Below are 16965 nucleotides of genomic sequence, written 5' to 3'. Positions count from 1 at the left end.
CAACCTTTAGGTTGACCGCTTCTTATTGTTCATACTGGGAATTCATCTATCCCAAATCAGACTTACCTTCGTGCCCTGCCCTGGTCTTGAATGCACCTCGATCCGCCCGCCCATAGCTTGAACCAATTCCTTCGTCACAGCCATACCCAGTCCGCTGCCTTCCGTCTCGCTATCCGTATTCAATCCCCGGTAATAACGTTCAAACAAACGCTCCATGGTCTGCTGATCCATTCCTTGTCCATTGTCCGTAAAATCAATGCGTACACCTTCTTGCGCACTATTACCGGACAGCTCAATATGCATGGTTGTATCAAGAGGATTATGATTAAGCGAGTTCGCTACAATATTCTCGATTATGCGCTCCAGCCACGGCGGGTGGACAGCCCTCACAATCGGCTCGGCAGGTACGGTGCAGCGAACCCGGCTGTGGTCATAGACCGGATGCTCCGAAGCGCGAGATACACAGTTCGTTAACAGAATACCTATATCCTTCTCCTCGAATGCTACAGGTATATCCCCGTTCCTAAGCCGATAGGTCAAACCAAGGTCATTGATGAGCTTGTCCATATAGGACGTCTTCTCCAGAATGATGGCTGCGAACTTCCGCATTTCTTCCTCAGACCAGCTGTACTGCTCGGCGGCCAGCATATGAGCGTAGCCTTGAACGGAGGACAGCGGCGTCTTCAGATCATGTGTAACCCCGGCGATCCACTCTTCTCTGTGCAGCTGGGTCTGTTCTGCTGCATCCCGCCCAGTACGGAGTGCGGCGGTAAGTTGACCGATCGATTCCATCACTTCACTAAAGACACGGTATCCGCGGCTCCGGAGCCGCTTGCCTTTACGTCTGCCTTCACCCTCTTTCAATCGAGCGGGATCAGTATAGTCACCCGTACCTAGCCGCTCAATCGACCCTAGAATATGAAGTATCGGTGCTCCGAACCACCTGGCATACCACACGGACAGAAGAAAAAAGACAAGTAGGGAAGATACCAGAAATGCCGCAATCCCGATAAGCATAACCTGCGCTTCCGGCTGTATGTTCAGAATTGGAAGGGATTGTACTTCAGAGCTCTCCATCGGATATTGGATCACCCAGGTAAGGCCAGTCCTCTTATCATATCTTGAATCCATGACTGTACCGTACAAGGCTTGATTAACTGATCTCATAGCCAATTCCTGTACGGTATAAGAAGCTGGTGTATCTTTCGGCTTTCTCCAGGCTGCTATCTCTTCACCTTCGCGGCTCAGCACCTGAACCCAGGCCTTTCTTTGAGTTAACAGCGAGCTGCTGCTTTCGGAGAAAGATAGACTATGATCCTTGAGTTCCCCATCATCGATTAGACGCACTAGCAAATCCTCAGTTGGGGATCGCGCGCCATATAACAGAGTATATAAGTGCCCATCCTTTTCTTGAATCCATAATCCCAGCTTATAAGGAAACGGCTCGCCCCCGATCCAGTAGTCTATCAGCTGTCCGGGAACATAGCGCGCGGGCAGATCATCGGGAGCATTAAAGGACTGTATTACATTTCCCGCTGCATCCAGACTCTGCAGCCACCCCCCATCTTTTCGCAGTCTCTGCAATAAAGCAGGATCTGCGATGAGCCCCTTCGAATCTACCCTGGATTCCTCAATTAGCTTAGATATCCCCATGGGCGCGAAGTTCCGATTGAATTCAATGTCTTGGAATCGGGCCAGCATCCAGATTACGATAAGGATCGCCAGAATCGCCAACAGAGAGCCAGCCACAACAAGCTGAACAGCGAACCGAATGGTCAATCGTCTGCGTATCATGCTAGGTTACTCCTTTTGGAAGAATCAGCTTATATCCCATGCCTCTGATATTCACCAAGTATTCAGGCTTCGATGGATCCTTCTCAATCTTCTCGCGAATACGGTGAATATGGACCATAACGGTGTTGTCATCATGATATACCTCCTCTCCCCATACACGCCGGTACAGTTCGCTTTTACTGAATAACCGATTGGGGTTCTTACAAAAGAACAGCAGAAGCTGGAACACAAGAGCCGGACATGGCGAGATATTCCCCTCCACGGTCAGCGTCGCTTCCGATTCATCTACCTGAAAGCGGCCAAAATCATAGATGCAAGCCGGCGGACTACTCTGCGGCTTCGTCTGTAAGTATCTCCGCAGCTGTGCCCGGATTCGGGCCACGACTTCAAGCGGGTTGAAAGGCTTGGTTATGTAATCATCTCCGCCGACGGCAAATCCTGATAGTTTATCGAAGTCAGAGGTTCTCGCCGTCAGGAACAGGATCGGCGCGTCTGTTGTTCGGCGAATAAAAGGGCAGACTTCAAGCCCGCTCAGGCCCGGCATCATGACATCGAGCAGGATCATCTCATACCGCTGCTGCTCGCAAGCGGCTAGTGCGGCTTCCCCATCAAATACTAGATCAATATAAGAGAAGCCTTCCTTGCGAAGCACGGTAGCCATCATTTCTGCAATTGACCGTTCATCATCCACGATCAGAATCTTGGCATCATTCATTCTTCATCACCTTATCCGGAAGATGTCTTCATTGTATCATGCTCATCTTACTTGCTGGGTACGGGAATCTTAACGGAACCTTAATTATCAAGCTTAGTTAGGACAATTGTTAAGGAACAATTTATGCCCCGTTCGAGCTGCTGTAAGTCTGGTGCGCTATACTGAGCCTAATTAAGAAGATTAGGAGGATCAGTCCATGAAGAGGAACCTTGCAGAGAAGTTCATGCGTACAAGAATCCTTGCTGCTCCCCTGCTTATAGCTGTTCTGGCTCTGGGCGGCTGCGGTACGGATAAGGGAGGAGATAAGGAGGTACAGACTGTGAACCAGCACAATGAGGCAGACAACCATACTACGGGCAGAATCGGAGGAAAAGAAATTGCGGATCAATTGCTTGCTGGTAAATACGAGCGTCTATACGCCCAGTTTAGCGACTCTATGAAGTCCATTGTTACCCTCAAGGATTTCCGTGCAATGGGTCAATCTTTTACCTCAGGTATTCCCTCATTCAAGTTGTTGTCCAGCCTGCGGTTAAACGGCTACGAATCTCTGGTATGGAACGAGCCTTCTGGCAGCAAGGGCCTGACCGCATCTACGGATGGGAAAGGAACGATAACTGGAATTCAGATTCTGGATCATCCCTCATATCCCGCGACCGATCATGCCTATTCCAAAACGACATTCAACTATCCTTTTCAGGGGGATTGGCTGGTATATTGGGGAGGCAACAATCGATTTCTCAACTATCACTACGAATATGAACAAGAGCGCTATGCCTACGATTTCCTGAAAGTGAAGGACGGTTACTCCTATGAGGGCGATCCAAAGCTTAACCAGAGCTATTTCGCCTTCGATCAGCCTGTTCTGGCTCCGGCAGACGGGGTTGTGGTTGCAGCTACTGATGGCATTCCGGATAATGAGCCTGTAGGGAAAATGAATGAAGAACAGCCCGCAGGCAATGTGGTTACCATTCAGCATAACAATGGGGAATACAGTACCCTCGCTCATTTCAAGAAGGGCTCGATTCAAGTGAAGAAAGGCGACGTGGTAACTGCAGGCCAGCTCCTGGGCAAATGTGGCAACTCGGGGAACTCTTCAGAGCCGCATATCCATTTTCAAGTATCTGCACAAATGAATAAGGCCATGACCACGATACCGATCTCCTTCAAGGATGGCAGGAAGCCGATTCGCGCTGATGTTGTGACTGGAACGAGCCCAAATAAATAACGAGGTGGACTTATGAAATCTATTTCCAAAGACAAGCTTCAAACCTCCTATGGAACTATGGAATATGCCCAATCTGGCGAAGGAACACCTTCTGTCATTCTCATTAATGGAGGAGGTGGACCTATCGAGGGATGGCTGAAAGTGTTCCATGACCTTGCCGATCAGACCCGTGTGGTGGCCTATAACCGGTTCGGGATAGGCGGCAGCGACAAGCCGTCCACTCCCCAGCACGGGCAAGCTATTGTGGCCTCACTCAGACAGCTGCTTCAAGAGATCGGGGTGTGCCCTCCCTACATTCTGGTTGGGCATTCTCTGGGAGGATTGTATGCCAATCTGTTCGCCCGGCAGTATGCGGAGGAGGTTGCCGGGGTCGTACTGCTTGAATCCAGCCACGAGCTGGATCTGGCCATCAACCAGACCCAGGGGCCGTTCATTAGAGGCCTAAACCGGCTGCTCGGAATCTTCGACTCTTTCTCGGCACACCGTAAATGGAATGAGGTCAATTATGTAGAGGAGACAGCGCGGCAGATCGCGGAGGCGGGTCCTTTTCCTAAGATTCCATTATTCGTGGTCTCCGGGGGCAAAAAGCCGCCGATGATGCCCGCGAGCGTCTTTGAAATTCGCCAAAAGAACCAGCTGGATTTAGTAAGGTTAAGCCATCAAGGGAGACATATTCTCGCGGCTAGCAGCGGACATTTCCCCCAGTTCTCCGAGCCGGAGCTTGTGAAGAGGGTCATAAGCGAGTGTATACATGCTGCTAGATAACAATGCCGCATATTCTTTATCTCTGGATTTCAACCGTAATGTGGTATACAGCAAGAAATCCCAATTAGTACTCATATCCTTTGGCTTTTGCAAAAATCATGATGTCTGCTTGCGCGCCACGTTCATCCAGATTGGCATTCCGCAGTATGCCTTCCTGTGTGAATCCCGCCCGCTCGGCAACCCGGCGGCTCGGCTGATTGGCCGGACTGCATCGGATCTCCAGCCGCTTCGCATCCAAGTAATTAACCGCAAAGGCAGTTATTCCATGTACGGCTTCCAACGCCAGACCCTGGCCTGTACGCGAGGTTCTGAGCCAATATCCAATCTCGAAATTGCGAATATCCCAATCGAACCGATGCAGTCCGCTGCTGCCAACGAACTGGTTCGTATGCTTATCAAACAGATGAAGAACCAAATCCGTCCGTTCCAGAAAGTTAAGCCTCGCCCGGCGTACATAAGCCTCAGATTCATCCACAGTAGGAAGAACTCTGGCAAAAGGCAGCCACGGCTTCAGCTCATTTACACTCTCGCATATAGCTTCATTGATTAATGCGCCCTCCCCAAACCGGGGTGCCCGTATAGTCAGGCGCTCTGTCTCGAACTCTTCGGGAAATGAAAGCAAGATAGGGCTACTCATCCAAAATTCCTCCTGATTCATAGTATATTCCACAATACACAAGCAACCTTTCATTTCTAGCATATATTGTAGAAGCTTCGAAATGAAAGGGAGTGTATTTATGGGTATAATAAGTCAAGGGCGGTGTGTGCTGCCAAGGTTAGAACTTTTCAGTGAAGAAAATTTTTTCGGAAGAAGATTAGTCTTTAGAGGCAACATAGCTGTTCGTAATATTGAGAGAATCTTTGGCGAGCCTGAAAGTTTAAGATTTCGGTCCAACAGCAGAGGCGCTACCTTGGTACTGTTCTCACGCAGCAATTTCAAAGGCAGATTTCGCGTCATACGGATAAGCAGAAATATTGCTGATTTAGAGAAAACAATAGGCTTCGAGGTTAACTCCATTATCATGTCAAGCACCCGGTTAACGTTAGAAGAGATAAGACGAATTCGGCGTACTGGACATCTGCCAGGAAGATTTATCGTTTTTTAAGGCTATAAGCTTGGAGAATCGCCCTTATACTAGGGCGGTTCTTCTATTGTAATTCCATATCCAGTGGGAACACACAGAATACATAACCTAATGATAACCCATAATCTGTAAATTTCCATTATATTTAAAAATCCCTCTATGATCTTCCCAATTCTTGCCTTAAAATTAAAATATTCATAAGTTCGAATACAATGCCGTAAAAAGGAGATTAAGTATTTCATGTTAGAGAGTCATCATCACTCAGATTCTTCACCAGTCAGAAGCCGCCGCCATCTGCAAGCAGACTGCGAGAACTGCTTCGGCCTCTGCTGTGTGTCCCTGCCCTTCGCGGCATCCGTGGACTTCGCCGTGGACAAGAATGCCGGGCAGCCCTGTCAGCATCTGCAGCCGGATTTCCGGTGCGGCGTTCATAATAAGCTCAGACCGTTAGGCTTTCGGGGGTGCACAGTATATGACTGCTTTGGAGCAGGACAACAGGTATCCCAGATTACCTTTGAAGGACGTGACTGGCGTGCATATCCAGAATCGGCCAAGATGATGTACGAGGTATTCCCTGTAATGTGGCAGATTCATGAGCTGCTCTGGTATCTGAACGAAGCGTTAACCCTGGAGCCTGCCCGCGAAATATGGGGTGATCTCGAATCCGCCCTCGCCGAGACGGAACACCTAACTCAGCTCACCCCGGATTCTATTATTCAGCTGGATGTGGCAGCACACCGGGCCAAGGTTAATATTCTGCTGCTCAGGACAAGTGAGCTCGTACGAGAAGATGCCCGGCGCAAGATTCAGACTCCTCAAGGACGTAAGACAAAGAGCTTTGACCGAGGAGCGGACCTCATCGCAGCCAAGCTCAAAGGAGCCGATCTGAGGGGAGCCAACCTGAGGGGTGCCTACCTTATTGCCGCGGATCTGAGAGGGGCCGACCTGAGAGGAGCGGATCTGATCGGGGCTGACCTCCGGGATACCGATCTCAGGGGAGCTAATCTAATGGACAGTATTTTCCTTACGCAAGCCCAAGTTAACGCAGCCAAAGGCGATGCAGCCACAAAGCTGCCCTCCTTACTCGTTCATCCCGAACATTGGCTGGCCTCCAGCAAATAAATTAACAGGAGGTACTGGAAAATGAGTTCTGATTATACAGCCCCGCCGGGCATCTCTAGCCAAATGAAAAACTCCATCCTCAGTCCCCGCGCCCTGAACCGGGCTCTGCTGGCAAGACAAATGTCGCTGCGCCGTGTAGAGCTGCCTGCGCTTGATGCCTTGGAGCGGCCTGCCGAGCTGCAGGCGCAGTCTCCCAGTGCCCCAGCGTTCCTATGATATAACACAAAAATCCCGGACCGCCTCAGCAGTCCGGGATTTCCATATTACTCAGTCAAACTCAGCACGACTTCATCTTAAGCCGTAGCCACGTCAAGATCTACATCCTTGTTGAACACTTCTTTGTCATTCTCACCAAGGATCTTACCTGTAATCACACCAGCCGTAATCGAATCGTTAACGTTCAGGGCAGTACGACCCATATCAATCAACGGCTCAACCGAGATCAGCAGACCCGCCAGCGCAACCGGCAAGTTCATGGTGGAGAGTACGATCAGGGAAGCGAAGGTAGCTCCGCCGCCGACTCCGGCCACACCGAATGAGCTGATGGTTACAACAAGAATCAAGGTCAGAATGAAATCCCAGCTAAAAGGATCTATTCCGACAGTTGGCGCGATCATGACAGCCAGCATCGCAGGATAGATCCCTGCACACCCGTTCTGACCAATCGTAGCGCCAAAGGTCGCTGCCAGGTTGGCGATACCTGTTGGAACGCCAAGCTTTTTCGTCTGTGTCTCCACATTGAGCGGAATGGTTGCCGCACTTGAACGTGAAGTGAATGCGAACACGAGCGTAGGCAGCACTTTGCGTACATATTTGGCTGGATTGTAGCCGAACAATGCCAGCAGAATCAGGTGGATAATAAACATTACGATAAGTGCTACATAAGAAGCACCTACGAACTTGATCAGCTTCACGATTGAATCCGCATTCGTCGTGGCAATCGTCTTGGCCATCAGGGCGAGAATCCCGTAAGGGGTCAGCCTGAGCACCAGTGTTACGATACGCATAACTACCGCGTATACGGCATCTATCATTTTGCGGAAAGTATCTGCTTGTTCCGGCTTCTTCTTATCCAGACCCAATACAGCAATCCCGATAAATGCGGAGAAAATAACGACAGCCAGCGTAGAAGAACGACGGGCTCCGGTCATATCCGCGAACGGATTGGTAGGAATAAATTCAAGGATTTGCTGCGGGATCGTCTGATCCTTCACATCACCAAGGCGTTCTTCCAGCTTCGCTCCTTGCTGCTGCTCTTTATCCCCGCTCTGAATCTCAATAGCCTTCAAGTTAAAGCTAAGGCTGGTTACAATACTCACAGATGCCGCAATTGCGGTGGTAATCAGCAGCACGGCAATGATCGAAGCACTGATCTTACCGAGGTTCTGCCTACCCTTCAAGTTCATAATAGCCGAAATGATCGACACCATAATCAGCGGCACAACAATCATCTGAAGAAGCCCCACATAACCGTAACCGATCAGGTTGAACCAGTCTGTTGATTTGGTGACCACATCCGAATCCGGCTTGGATACAAGCTGCAGAATAACCCCGAACACGATTCCCAGGCCGAGTCCGGCAAATACACGCTTGGTAAATGATATATGCTTCTTCTGCAGCCACAGCAAGAAGCCCACAAGAACCAGCATAACAACTACGTTGAGTACTACCCAAAATGTAGTCATAATAAATATCCCCCTCTAATCGCACTAAGTATGAATTATTACCCTGATCTGGTACAGGAAGAACCCGTAGCGTACCGGAAAGATGATGTGCTCGACTATTGTAACACAATGTCTACTAAATTTATAGGATTAATTTAAGTATTTATTTATGTATATGTTTGGAAACTGGGATAATACATGATGACTCATATCTTGTTCAGGAGTTAGCCGCGAAAAAGAGGCGCCAAAGCAAAAACTCATCCCCCGAATATCCGGGGAATGAGTTAATAAATCTATCAGCGAATACCTTGTCGGGCAGCTGCCTGGAGAATCCACTTCACTTTAGCTGGATCAGTGATTCAACGCCTACAAAGTCCGCCATTGATCTAACTTCCAGCGCTGATGCCGCAGCCGGTACAAATGAGCCTGCTCCGGATCGAAGCTTGAACTCCACGGTTCTTGGCTGACCCGGAATCAAATCGAAGAAGTTGTCAGTGAAAATCCCTTCCTCCGGCGTGGACAGCCAGACCTGTCTGGCCAAGGTATCCGTCTTCAGCGTATAGACTGTAGCGCCGTTTTTACCTTGAGCTTCGGTCACCTTGATATTTGGCTTAACGAGCTTGAGCTCCTTCTCCGGTGCCAGGTAATGCTCTCTTGCCGCAATTACGTCCCTTCCCTGCTTCAGAGCTGCCATCAGAATCACGCCATGTGGATCATGGTCCCCAAGGAGCTCATCTCTGGAAATTTGGAACACTTCTGCCGACTCGTTCGCACTCAGAGTCACTGAATGTGACTTCTGTGCAACCAATTCTCCGGAAATCATGCGAAGCTCAGTAACAAACTCGGCCTGAATTGCCGTTTCCAGATCCGATACGGCATGGAAGGTAATGTTATCCTCGGTTGATTGTATAATGAGCACCGCAGGGGCGAAGCTTCTCTTCACCGCATACTGCAGCGCCTTCCAGCGCCCTTGATAATCCATTCCCGCCCATGAAGCTACCGGCCAGCAGTCATTCATCTGCCAGTACAGAGTCCCCATACAGTAAGGCTTGCTGCGTCGGTGCGCCTCAATAGCCATGGTAATCGCCTCGGCCTGCAGAACCTGGCTCATGTAGAGAAATGACTTAAAGTCTTTGGGCTCAGGAAGGTACATATCCATGTATTCCTTGATCAGCTGGTTCCCCCGGCCGTTCTTCTGGTGGGCCAGCATAATCTCGGACTCGAGCTCTAGAGCTTCCTCCGGCGCATATTCAAGAACCGACTTCAGCTCAGGGAAGGACTGGAATCCATACTCGCTCATGAAGCGCCCTACATTCTTATTGTAGTTTTCAAAGGGTTCGATCGCATGCCACACGCCCCAATAGTGAATGTCTCCATCCCCCGTTGTCTTATATGCGTGCTGCTCCTGATCTCCGGTCAGATTACGAAGTGGAGAAGAAGGCCAGTATGCGATGTTCTGGGACAGCTCAGAGATGACCTCAGGCAGCAGCTTGTGGAAGATCGCTTCATAATCCGCCCACAGCTTCTCCCGAATCTCCGGACTGTAGTCCTTCTTCCAGCCCCAGCCCGCATCCTCAACAAAGTGCGCCCAAGCCGAGTCAATCTCATTATTTCCGCACCACAGCGCAATGGAAGGATGGTTACGAAGTCGTTTTACATTGTCTACAGCCTCTGCGCGAACACTGCTTAAGAATGCTTCATCTCCTGGATACATGCTGCAGGCGAACATGAAGTCCTGCCATACCAAAATGCCGTGCTCATCACATAATTCATAGAAGACATCCTCTTCATAGAATCCGCCGCCCCATACACGAAGCATATTCATGTTCGACTCCACCGCAGTCACAATTTCATGCAGATATCGCTCACGAGTGACCTCTGTTATAAAGCTGTCATTTGGTATATGGTTCGCACCCTTCATATAGACAGGTACCCCATTCAGCTGAAAGTGGAAGGACACGCCCGCCTCATCCTTCTCACGAATAAGCTTCAGGTCTCTCAGACCTGTCCGAACGGACCTCTTCGCAATAGACTCCTCTTCGAACAGCAGCTCCGCCTGGAACGTATACAGATTCGCTTCGCCCAGGCCTTGGCACCGCCACAGGTCCGGGTTCGCAATCTCTACATTTATAGACACCGTAGATTGCCCCGCTGTCACTTGAACCTGTTGTTCCCACTGCTTACCGTCAGCTGCAATGCGAAGCGTCCCGGCCCAGTTGGCCTCGGAGTTCACTTCCGCCACGACCGTCAGCTTGGCCGCATTCGGAGTAACTTCGTCCTGACGGATATACAAATCGCTAATTTGAAGCTGTGACCACCCTTCAAGCCGAGCCTCACGCCAGATTCCACTAGTTACAAAGCGAGGTCCCCAGTCCCATCCATAATGGTAAGGCGCCTTTCTCGCAAAAACACTCACCCTCTTGTCCTCAAGCCCGCCAAGCTCAGACTGATCATTTGGAGCTGGCAAGGCATACCCCAGCTTCTCAAGCTTCGGAAGATCCTCATGAATCGGCGAACGGAAGCGAATCCGTAGCGTATTGATTCCTGGCTTAAGCTGCTCCTTAACGTCGACCTTCCAGATCCTGAACATATTATCTGCCGCCAGAATAGGCTGCTCGTTCAGATAGACATCCGCATAAGTATCAAGACCTTCAAATACCAGGTCAATACGGGATAACTGCGCCATCTCAGGCCCAACTTCAAATTCTGACCGGTACTCCCAGTCCTTCTTATCAATCCACTGCAGATTATGCTCATTCGTTCCATAGAATGGATCAGGAATTAATCCGTTGCGTAATAAATCTGTATGCACACATCCAGGCACTACTGCTGGAAGCCATTGCTGCTCATCACATGCTTTAAAAGTTGTTATCTATTTTGTTATGCATTTAGCTAACAAATTACATAACAATAACAAAAAAAGACAGCTTTTCCGTTAGGATCTGCTGTCTTTGTCCTATTTTGATACCCCTAATGCTTCATACCATTCTCTTCACGAATGATAATATCTGTTGAGACCATTTTGCGCTCATACGCATAGTCAGGATTCTGAATCCGCCACAGAATCTGGTCAACGGCACGCATTCCCAGCTGCTCCTTGTTCACCTCGGCTGTGGCGAGTAGCGGAAGCTCCACATTGAGATTGTCAAAGCCGGTTACGGCGCAGCGCCCAGGAATTTTAATTCCTTTAGCCGTAAGAGCCTCAACGGTAAATGAAGCCATTTTGTCATTCGCACACAGGAACACCTCAGGAAGATCCCGGGCATTCATCTCCATAATGGTCTTCGCAAGATCCTCTCTTGCTGGAGATATCAAGCCTTGGGCCTGATTGCCCTCAATTCCCTTCTCTTCAAGGAATGCCCGGTAGGCTGTCCATCTCTCCCGAAAGCTCGGCGCGTAACCAGGGTATCCCACGAACTGAAAGCTCTTGTATCCTCTATTTAGAAGAAAGTTCATAATCTCGTTGATGGACATAAAGTTATCCGTGAAGACCGTATCACAAGTCAGAGCCGGGTCCATGTGGTCGATCATAACCGCTGGAATTCTCAAGCGGTCGATCTCGGCCAGAATGGAAGAGGAGACGGTTCCAACTGTAATAATTCCACTTACCGCATCTGGATTGATCAGCGAGAAAATATCTTCGGTCGAAGGCTCAGTCAGCGTAATAATATCGATTCCTTTCTCATTCAGCCTCGCAGAGACACCATCAAAGATTGGCCCCCAATACAAGGAGTCCCGATTCTGGTATCTAATATTCGGGAACAGAACCACAATGTTCCCCTTCCACTTATTTGCGGCTTCTAACGCGGGCTCAGGCAGGACACGCTTAGATCCATTTTTTAAATATCCAAGGTCGCTGGCTGCCTTTAGTATCTTCTCTCTTGTCTTCTCACTGACTCCCGACTTCCCGGCAAGCGCACGGGAGACCGCGAATTTGGATACACCTACAAAGTCCGCAATCTCTTGAACAGTAACTTTGCCCTTCATCCGATCACCTATTCTTGTGTTTTCGCTTCACACCCAAATTACTTTTCCTATTATCACAAAATTAGCCTCCTATCGCAACTAAAAAACTAACAAAGTTATAAGTACTATAATAACAAAATTCATTTTACAGACTACATGGTATGATGAGCCCCCCTCCGAACTAAACGAAAGAACAAAAAAAATCTCAATCTTCCTATACATTGAAGATTTGAGATTCCGAAGATATGACACATGCTCAACGTATTTCAATAACCAAAAGATCGGTATTCGAGTTGGTTATTTCCAGTAATTCGGGTCCCTTAATCATTGTCGTTTTACCAGTTCTATTCACGCCAATTCCCCTAACAATACTGCTCTATAATGTTTTTTGTCATAGCCTGCATATTGTCCCTGTTCTCTATCAAATAGAGTAGACCCCCAACCTCTCCATAGCAACAGGAAGGATTGGAGGTCTATTTTATAGTTTATCTACTGTACATGCCAGATTCGTGTGTGATCCGTACCCAGCTGCCTAACTCAGTTCCCAAAGCGCAATTAATTTCATTTGATCTCCATACGCCGGAATGAAAACACACTTAAATACATGAATATCCCTGTTGTCACCAATGCCACAGTAATTAGCTGCCAGATTTGCGGCGCTGTAATATGCAGAGCGGAGGCAATTGCAATCTGTCCCAGAATCGTCTTCTGATATATGAACCGGAACGTCTCATTATTCATGGCCAGGGCCTGAAGAATGACGTACAGGTTGTACAGCCCAAAGAAGATGCCTAGTGTAGCCAGGCTGTTCTTGAACAGCATGGAGATGAAGAAAGCCGCTGAGGCGATCCCCACATACACAAGCAGATTCAGGGCAAAGGCTCTAAAGACTAACGCCCCCGGACTCCCCCCGCCGCTCTCGCCGAACCCGTTCATCACCGAATTAACAAGTGTCGTTACAGTAGGCATAATTAAGCTTAGGAGCGAGATGACGATTGTGAACACAATGCCTTTGGATAACAGAATTCGGCGCCGGTTATGCCCGTAATAAATGTACTTTTTGAACCCGCCCGACTTGTATTCATTCGAGATAAAGCTGGCTCCGAGCAGGCCAATGACGATAATTAACGGGAACATCAGCTGGATTTCAAACACCAGCAGCATGATCCGCTGACCGGAATAAGTTCTGAACCAGAAAGAGATGAACAAGGATAACATGATAAGCAGGACGGCCAGGATGTAAATGACTTTGGAAGACTTCAGCTTATATACTTCGGCTCTAATTAGGTTTCCCATTGCGTTAGTTCCTTTCGAGCAGCGTCATATAATATTGCTCCAGATCTTGTCCTTTACAAGAGATCTCCTCGACGGCAACTCCATTCTCATGGAGAAGCGAGGCTACGCGGCCGGATTCTGTATAGTAATCGTACAACCGGACGGTATTTCCCACCACCTCGAACCGATCCGTGTTCAGCTTGGAGGCAAGGACTTGAATCGTATTTTCCACAGGCTTCGACTTAATGGAAATGTAAGGCTTACTTCTCTGGCTTAACTCATCGGCCGAGATCTCCCGAACCAAGGTATGATGATTGATGATGCCGTAACGGGTTGCGATCTGTGCCAGCTCCGTGAGAATATGGCTGGAGATCAGAATGGTGATTCCGTACTTCTGGTTAAGCTCCATCAGGAGCTCTCTCATATCGACAATCCCCACCGGATCAAGTCCGTTAATCGGCTCATCCAGTACCAATAACTCAGGCTCTCCGAGTAAAGCCATCGCGATGCCGAGACGCTGCTTCATCCCCAGAGAGAAATTCGCGGTCTTCTTGTCTCCGGCATCTTCAAGCCCCACAATCTGAAGTACTCTCTCAATGGCCTGCTTATCCTCAATACCCTTGTGGATTCTCTCCAGCTCCAGGTTCTCATAGGCCGTATGATTCAGATACAGCGCTGGCGTCTCGATCAACCAGCCCACCTTCCTGCGAAGCTGCTCAATCTGACTTTCCTCCGTACTGCCAAACAGCTCGATTGATCCCCCCGAGCTCGGGGTGAGGCCGGCTAGAATGCGGATTAAGGTGGTTTTGCCTGCCCCGTTCATTCCGATGAGGCCGTATATATCTCCCTTGCGGATACCCATATTGACGTTATCCAGAACCTTGTCTTGTTTGTAAAATTTGCTGAGCTGCCGGGTTCTCAAAATATACTCGGGCATTCGTTATCACACCCCTATTCAGCTTTGAAATAATGTTATGCTTTCTTATTCGTTCCGAATTCTAGAATCACACCAATCACAAGTCCTCCAAGCAGACCCCATAACAGCTGGTTCATCATAATCCCTATTACGAGTCCAAGCGCAACACATACCGCCATATACATGCCTTTTTTGGTTCTCATCACAATTCCTCCAGTTCTGTATGGAATGAACCGGACTTCGGTCACTCCATCTAAGTTAGCATCAAGGCTTGATCCTCCGAACCGACCTGAGCACTATACAGCTCACTGTAGACTTTTCCTAGTTCAATCAACTCTTCATGAGTCCCCTGCTCGACAATCTCGCCATGCTTCATCACGATGATGACATCCGAATCCTTGATCGTTGAAAGACGGTGGGCAATGACAATTCGTGTACAGCCCGCCGATTTCAGATAATATGAAATGCGGGATTCGTTTATTACATCCAGGGAGCTTGTAGCTTCGTCAAGAATGATCAGCTTGGGCTGGTTAAGCAGGGCTTTCGCCAAGGCGACTCTTTGCCGCTGTCCCCCGGACAGGTTCATCCCCATTTCCGAAATCACGGTTCTGTAGCCCATCGGCATCGCCATAATTTCATCGTGAATCTGGGCAATCTTGGCCGCTTCCATCACCTCTTCAAGCTCAACCGGCTTGTTCATGACAATGTTCTCATAGATCGTCTTGTTGAATAACGTAATATCCTGGGGAACAATCCCCATCTGTCTGCACAGCTCTTTGCGGTCAAGCGATTTCATCGGAATGTCATCATAGAAGACCTCACCGCTTGTCGGTGAATAGAGCCCTACCAATACTTTCCCCAGGGTGCTTTTGCCTGAACCGGAGGAGCCCACAATCGCGACTTTCTGACCAGCTTCGATGCGCAGATTGATGTCCTTCAGCACTTTATCGGAATGAGCCGTATAGGAGAAGCTGACATTCTTCAGTTCCACTTGTCCCTTCAAATCATGCGAGATCGGATTCTCGGGAGTTTCTTCCGGTGTCTGCTCCCAAATATCGTGAGCCCGGTCCAGATAGGTCGTAGCGAGCAAATACTGTGTATATACCCCGAAGAGGGAGGTGCTTAGGCCAAAAAAGGTCACGGACAAGGCCTGAAAAGCGATCACTTCCCCAATCGTCAGCTGCTTGCTGAACGTCAGGTACATCCCGATGATCAGAATGATAATGGGCCCAATCGTCTGGAACGTGCCGTTGACCGAGTTATAGATATTCTGGATCACCGATCTCTTCTTGTACTTATCCAGCACCTGCTCAAAGCTGTCATCCCAGTTGTTATAGACCTGATCCTCCATTCCCGACATCTTGATCGAGGAGATGGAGAACAGCGATTCCACCTGGATAGACTGGGACTTCGTCTGCATCACAATTTCATTATTAATCGAATCGGCAATAGACTTTCTTGTGAGTGCCATGAACAGCACGTTGAGTGCACAAATTCCAATCGCAGTAAGAGTCAGCAGCACCGACTTGCTGAGCATGTAATACAGAATGAAGGCCATGGCGCCGAGGTCAACGAACCCGCCGATCAACTGTGTAGTCAAGAGTTCCCTGAGCCCATTAATGCTGCCCAGCCTGTAGATCAGGTCTCCTGAAGTGCGGACATCGAAGAATTTGAAAGGCAGCTTAAGTAGATGCAGGAACGTCTTCGAGACCAGCTCCCGGCTTACCGCTACATTCAGGACAATATAGCTCAGTCCCCTGGCCAGCAGGACGAACAAATACAGCAGGGTGATCGCGGCGATGCCGATCAAATACTTGTTCAGCCATCCTACATCCGATGACTTGGCCGCTTGATCGATAACCGACTCCACCAGATTCGGAATCTGCAGCATGATGAGATAACTGACTACCGAGACGACCAGGGCGAGGAACATCAGCCGTTTTTTCTCCCAAATCATCTTCATGACGTGGAACCACGGGCTTCTTCTCGTCTTCTTGCGCGGTGTATACTGCTCAGTCGGAATCGCGGTCAGCACATAATTGCTGAATTTCTCCGCGAACTCCGCTTCGGTAATCTTCCGGCTGCCCGTCGCAGGATCGACAATCAGGACGCCTGAGCTCGTGAATTTCTCAACAATGAGAAAATGCTCGTTATTCCAGTGCACGATCACCGGCATCTTGAATTTCTTCAGCTGCTCCACGCTCGCCCGGTACATCTTGGAGTCGAAGCCGCGCTCCACGAGCAGGCTCTGAAGCTGCTTCATGGACAGCCCATCGCGGCCAACCTCGATGTATTCCCTGAGATCCAGCAGACTTTCATTGCTCTTGTAATATCTCAGGATCATCGCGCAGCAGCAGAGCCCGCACTCCGTTTGAACCATTTGGCTAATATAAGGGACATGCCTTCTCCTAGCGATTCGCATAGTATCTTCCTTTCTT

14 protein-coding genes are annotated in these 16965 nt (G+C 49.1%); 4 read left to right on the top strand and 10 right to left on the bottom strand.

What is annotated here, in order from left to right; all coding sequences use genetic code 11:
- Window positions 1-42: 42 nt before the first annotated feature.
- Together ACRRNK_RS02230 and ACRRNK_RS02225 are read right to left on the bottom strand one after the other, a co-directional pair.
- Window positions 43-1794 carry a sensor histidine kinase gene (locus ACRRNK_RS02230; RefSeq protein WP_433945202.1) on the bottom strand — a complete coding sequence of 584 codons (1752 nt, stop codon included), beginning with the start codon at window positions 1792-1794 and terminating at the stop codon, window positions 43-45.
- Window position 1795: 1 nt separating this feature from the next.
- The gene (locus ACRRNK_RS02225; protein WP_433945201.1) at window positions 1796-2509 is read right to left on the bottom strand and encodes a response regulator transcription factor; all 714 of its coding nucleotides are present in this window, start codon (window positions 2507-2509) and stop codon (window positions 1796-1798) included.
- A 196-nt stretch (window positions 2510-2705) separates the two neighbouring features.
- Between ACRRNK_RS02225 and ACRRNK_RS02220 the strand changes: the two genes are divergently transcribed.
- Window positions 2706-3734, top strand: coding sequence for a peptidoglycan DD-metalloendopeptidase family protein (locus ACRRNK_RS02220; protein ID WP_433945200.1), 1029 nt, complete (start codon window positions 2706-2708; stop codon window positions 3732-3734).
- A gap of 12 nt (window positions 3735-3746) precedes the next feature.
- On the top strand, window positions 3747-4499 hold the full coding sequence (locus ACRRNK_RS02215; protein ID WP_433945199.1) for an alpha/beta fold hydrolase: 753 nt from the start codon (window positions 3747-3749) through the stop codon (window positions 4497-4499).
- A gap of 64 nt (window positions 4500-4563) precedes the next feature.
- Here ACRRNK_RS02215 and ACRRNK_RS02210 read toward each other — a convergent pair whose 3' ends face one another.
- Entirely contained in the window at window positions 4564-5136 is a 573-nt protein-coding gene (locus ACRRNK_RS02210) for a GNAT family N-acetyltransferase (RefSeq protein ID WP_433945198.1), read from the bottom strand.
- A 688-nt stretch (window positions 5137-5824) separates the two neighbouring features.
- Here ACRRNK_RS02210 and ACRRNK_RS02205 point away from each other — a divergent pair.
- Entirely contained in the window at window positions 5825-6706 is an 882-nt protein-coding gene (locus ACRRNK_RS02205) for a pentapeptide repeat-containing protein (RefSeq protein WP_433945197.1), read from the top strand.
- A gap of 21 nt (window positions 6707-6727) precedes the next feature.
- Window positions 6728-6922, top strand: coding sequence for a hypothetical protein (locus ACRRNK_RS02200; protein WP_433945196.1), 195 nt, complete (start codon window positions 6728-6730; stop codon window positions 6920-6922).
- Between the two features lie 77 nt (window positions 6923-6999).
- On the opposite strand, the gene ACRRNK_RS02195 is transcribed toward ACRRNK_RS02200, so the two are convergent.
- The 7 genes from ACRRNK_RS02195 to ACRRNK_RS02165 all read right to left on the bottom strand — a co-directional run bounded on the left by ACRRNK_RS02195 (window position 7000) and on the right by ACRRNK_RS02165 (window position 16949).
- On the bottom strand, window positions 7000-8391 hold the full coding sequence (locus ACRRNK_RS02195; protein WP_433945195.1) for an L-cystine transporter: 1392 nt from the start codon (window positions 8389-8391) through the stop codon (window positions 7000-7002).
- 316 nt (window positions 8392-8707) lie between these two features.
- Window positions 8708-11242: a beta-mannosidase gene (locus tag ACRRNK_RS02190; RefSeq protein ID WP_433946776.1), complete on the bottom strand. Its 2535-nt coding sequence runs from the start codon at window positions 11240-11242 to the stop codon at window positions 8708-8710.
- A 98-nt stretch (window positions 11243-11340) separates the two neighbouring features.
- A complete protein-coding gene (locus ACRRNK_RS02185) occupies window positions 11341-12357 on the bottom strand; it encodes a LacI family DNA-binding transcriptional regulator (RefSeq protein ID WP_433945194.1) in 1017 nt (338 codons plus the stop codon).
- A gap of 540 nt (window positions 12358-12897) precedes the next feature.
- On the bottom strand, window positions 12898-13632 hold the full coding sequence (locus ACRRNK_RS02180; protein WP_433945193.1) for an ABC transporter permease: 735 nt from the start codon (window positions 13630-13632) through the stop codon (window positions 12898-12900).
- Between the two features lie 4 nt (window positions 13633-13636).
- On the bottom strand, window positions 13637-14548 hold the full coding sequence (locus ACRRNK_RS02175; RefSeq protein ID WP_433945192.1) for an ATP-binding cassette domain-containing protein: 912 nt from the start codon (window positions 14546-14548) through the stop codon (window positions 13637-13639).
- A gap of 35 nt (window positions 14549-14583) precedes the next feature.
- Window positions 14584-14730: a hypothetical protein gene (locus tag ACRRNK_RS02170; RefSeq protein ID WP_433945191.1), complete on the bottom strand. Its 147-nt coding sequence runs from the start codon at window positions 14728-14730 to the stop codon at window positions 14584-14586.
- Window positions 14731-14780: 50 nt separating this feature from the next.
- A complete protein-coding gene (locus ACRRNK_RS02165) occupies window positions 14781-16949 on the bottom strand; it encodes a peptidase domain-containing ABC transporter (protein ID WP_433945190.1) in 2169 nt (722 codons plus the stop codon).
- Window positions 16950-16965: the final 16 nt, after the last annotated feature.

It is taken from the genome of Paenibacillus sp. SN-8-1, assembly GCF_050995535.1.
In the GTDB taxonomy this organism is placed as follows: Bacteria; Bacillota; Bacilli; order Paenibacillales; family Paenibacillaceae; genus Fontibacillus.
This window is presented reverse-complemented; position numbering and strand designations above follow the sequence as displayed.

Coding starts and splice junctions, on each gene's coding strand:
- ACRRNK_RS02230 (WP_433945202.1), bottom strand. CDS start 1,794: ATGATACGCAGACGATTGACCATTCGGTTCGCTGTTCAGCTTGTTGTG.
- ACRRNK_RS02225 (WP_433945201.1), bottom strand. CDS start 2,509: ATGAATGATGCCAAGATTCTGATCGTGGATGATGAACGGTCAATTGCA.
- ACRRNK_RS02220 (WP_433945200.1), top strand. CDS start 2,706: ATGAAGAGGAACCTTGCAGAGAAGTTCATGCGTACAAGAATCCTTGCT.
- ACRRNK_RS02215 (WP_433945199.1), top strand. CDS start 3,747: ATGAAATCTATTTCCAAAGACAAGCTTCAAACCTCCTATGGAACTATG.
- ACRRNK_RS02210 (WP_433945198.1), bottom strand. CDS start 5,136: ATGAGTAGCCCTATCTTGCTTTCATTTCCCGAAGAGTTCGAGACAGAG.
- ACRRNK_RS02205 (WP_433945197.1), top strand. CDS start 5,825: ATGTTAGAGAGTCATCATCACTCAGATTCTTCACCAGTCAGAAGCCGC.
- ACRRNK_RS02200 (WP_433945196.1), top strand. CDS start 6,728: ATGAGTTCTGATTATACAGCCCCGCCGGGCATCTCTAGCCAAATGAAA.
- ACRRNK_RS02195 (WP_433945195.1), bottom strand. CDS start 8,391: ATGACTACATTTTGGGTAGTACTCAACGTAGTTGTTATGCTGGTTCTT.
- ACRRNK_RS02185 (WP_433945194.1), bottom strand. CDS start 12,357: ATGAAGGGCAAAGTTACTGTTCAAGAGATTGCGGACTTTGTAGGTGTA.
- ACRRNK_RS02180 (WP_433945193.1), bottom strand. CDS start 13,632: ATGGGAAACCTAATTAGAGCCGAAGTATATAAGCTGAAGTCTTCCAAA.
- ACRRNK_RS02175 (WP_433945192.1), bottom strand. CDS start 14,548: ATGCCCGAGTATATTTTGAGAACCCGGCAGCTCAGCAAATTTTACAAA.
- ACRRNK_RS02170 (WP_433945191.1), bottom strand. CDS start 14,730: ATGAGAACCAAAAAAGGCATGTATATGGCGGTATGTGTTGCGCTTGGA.
- ACRRNK_RS02165 (WP_433945190.1), bottom strand. CDS start 16,949: ATGCGAATCGCTAGGAGAAGGCATGTCCCTTATATTAGCCAAATGGTT.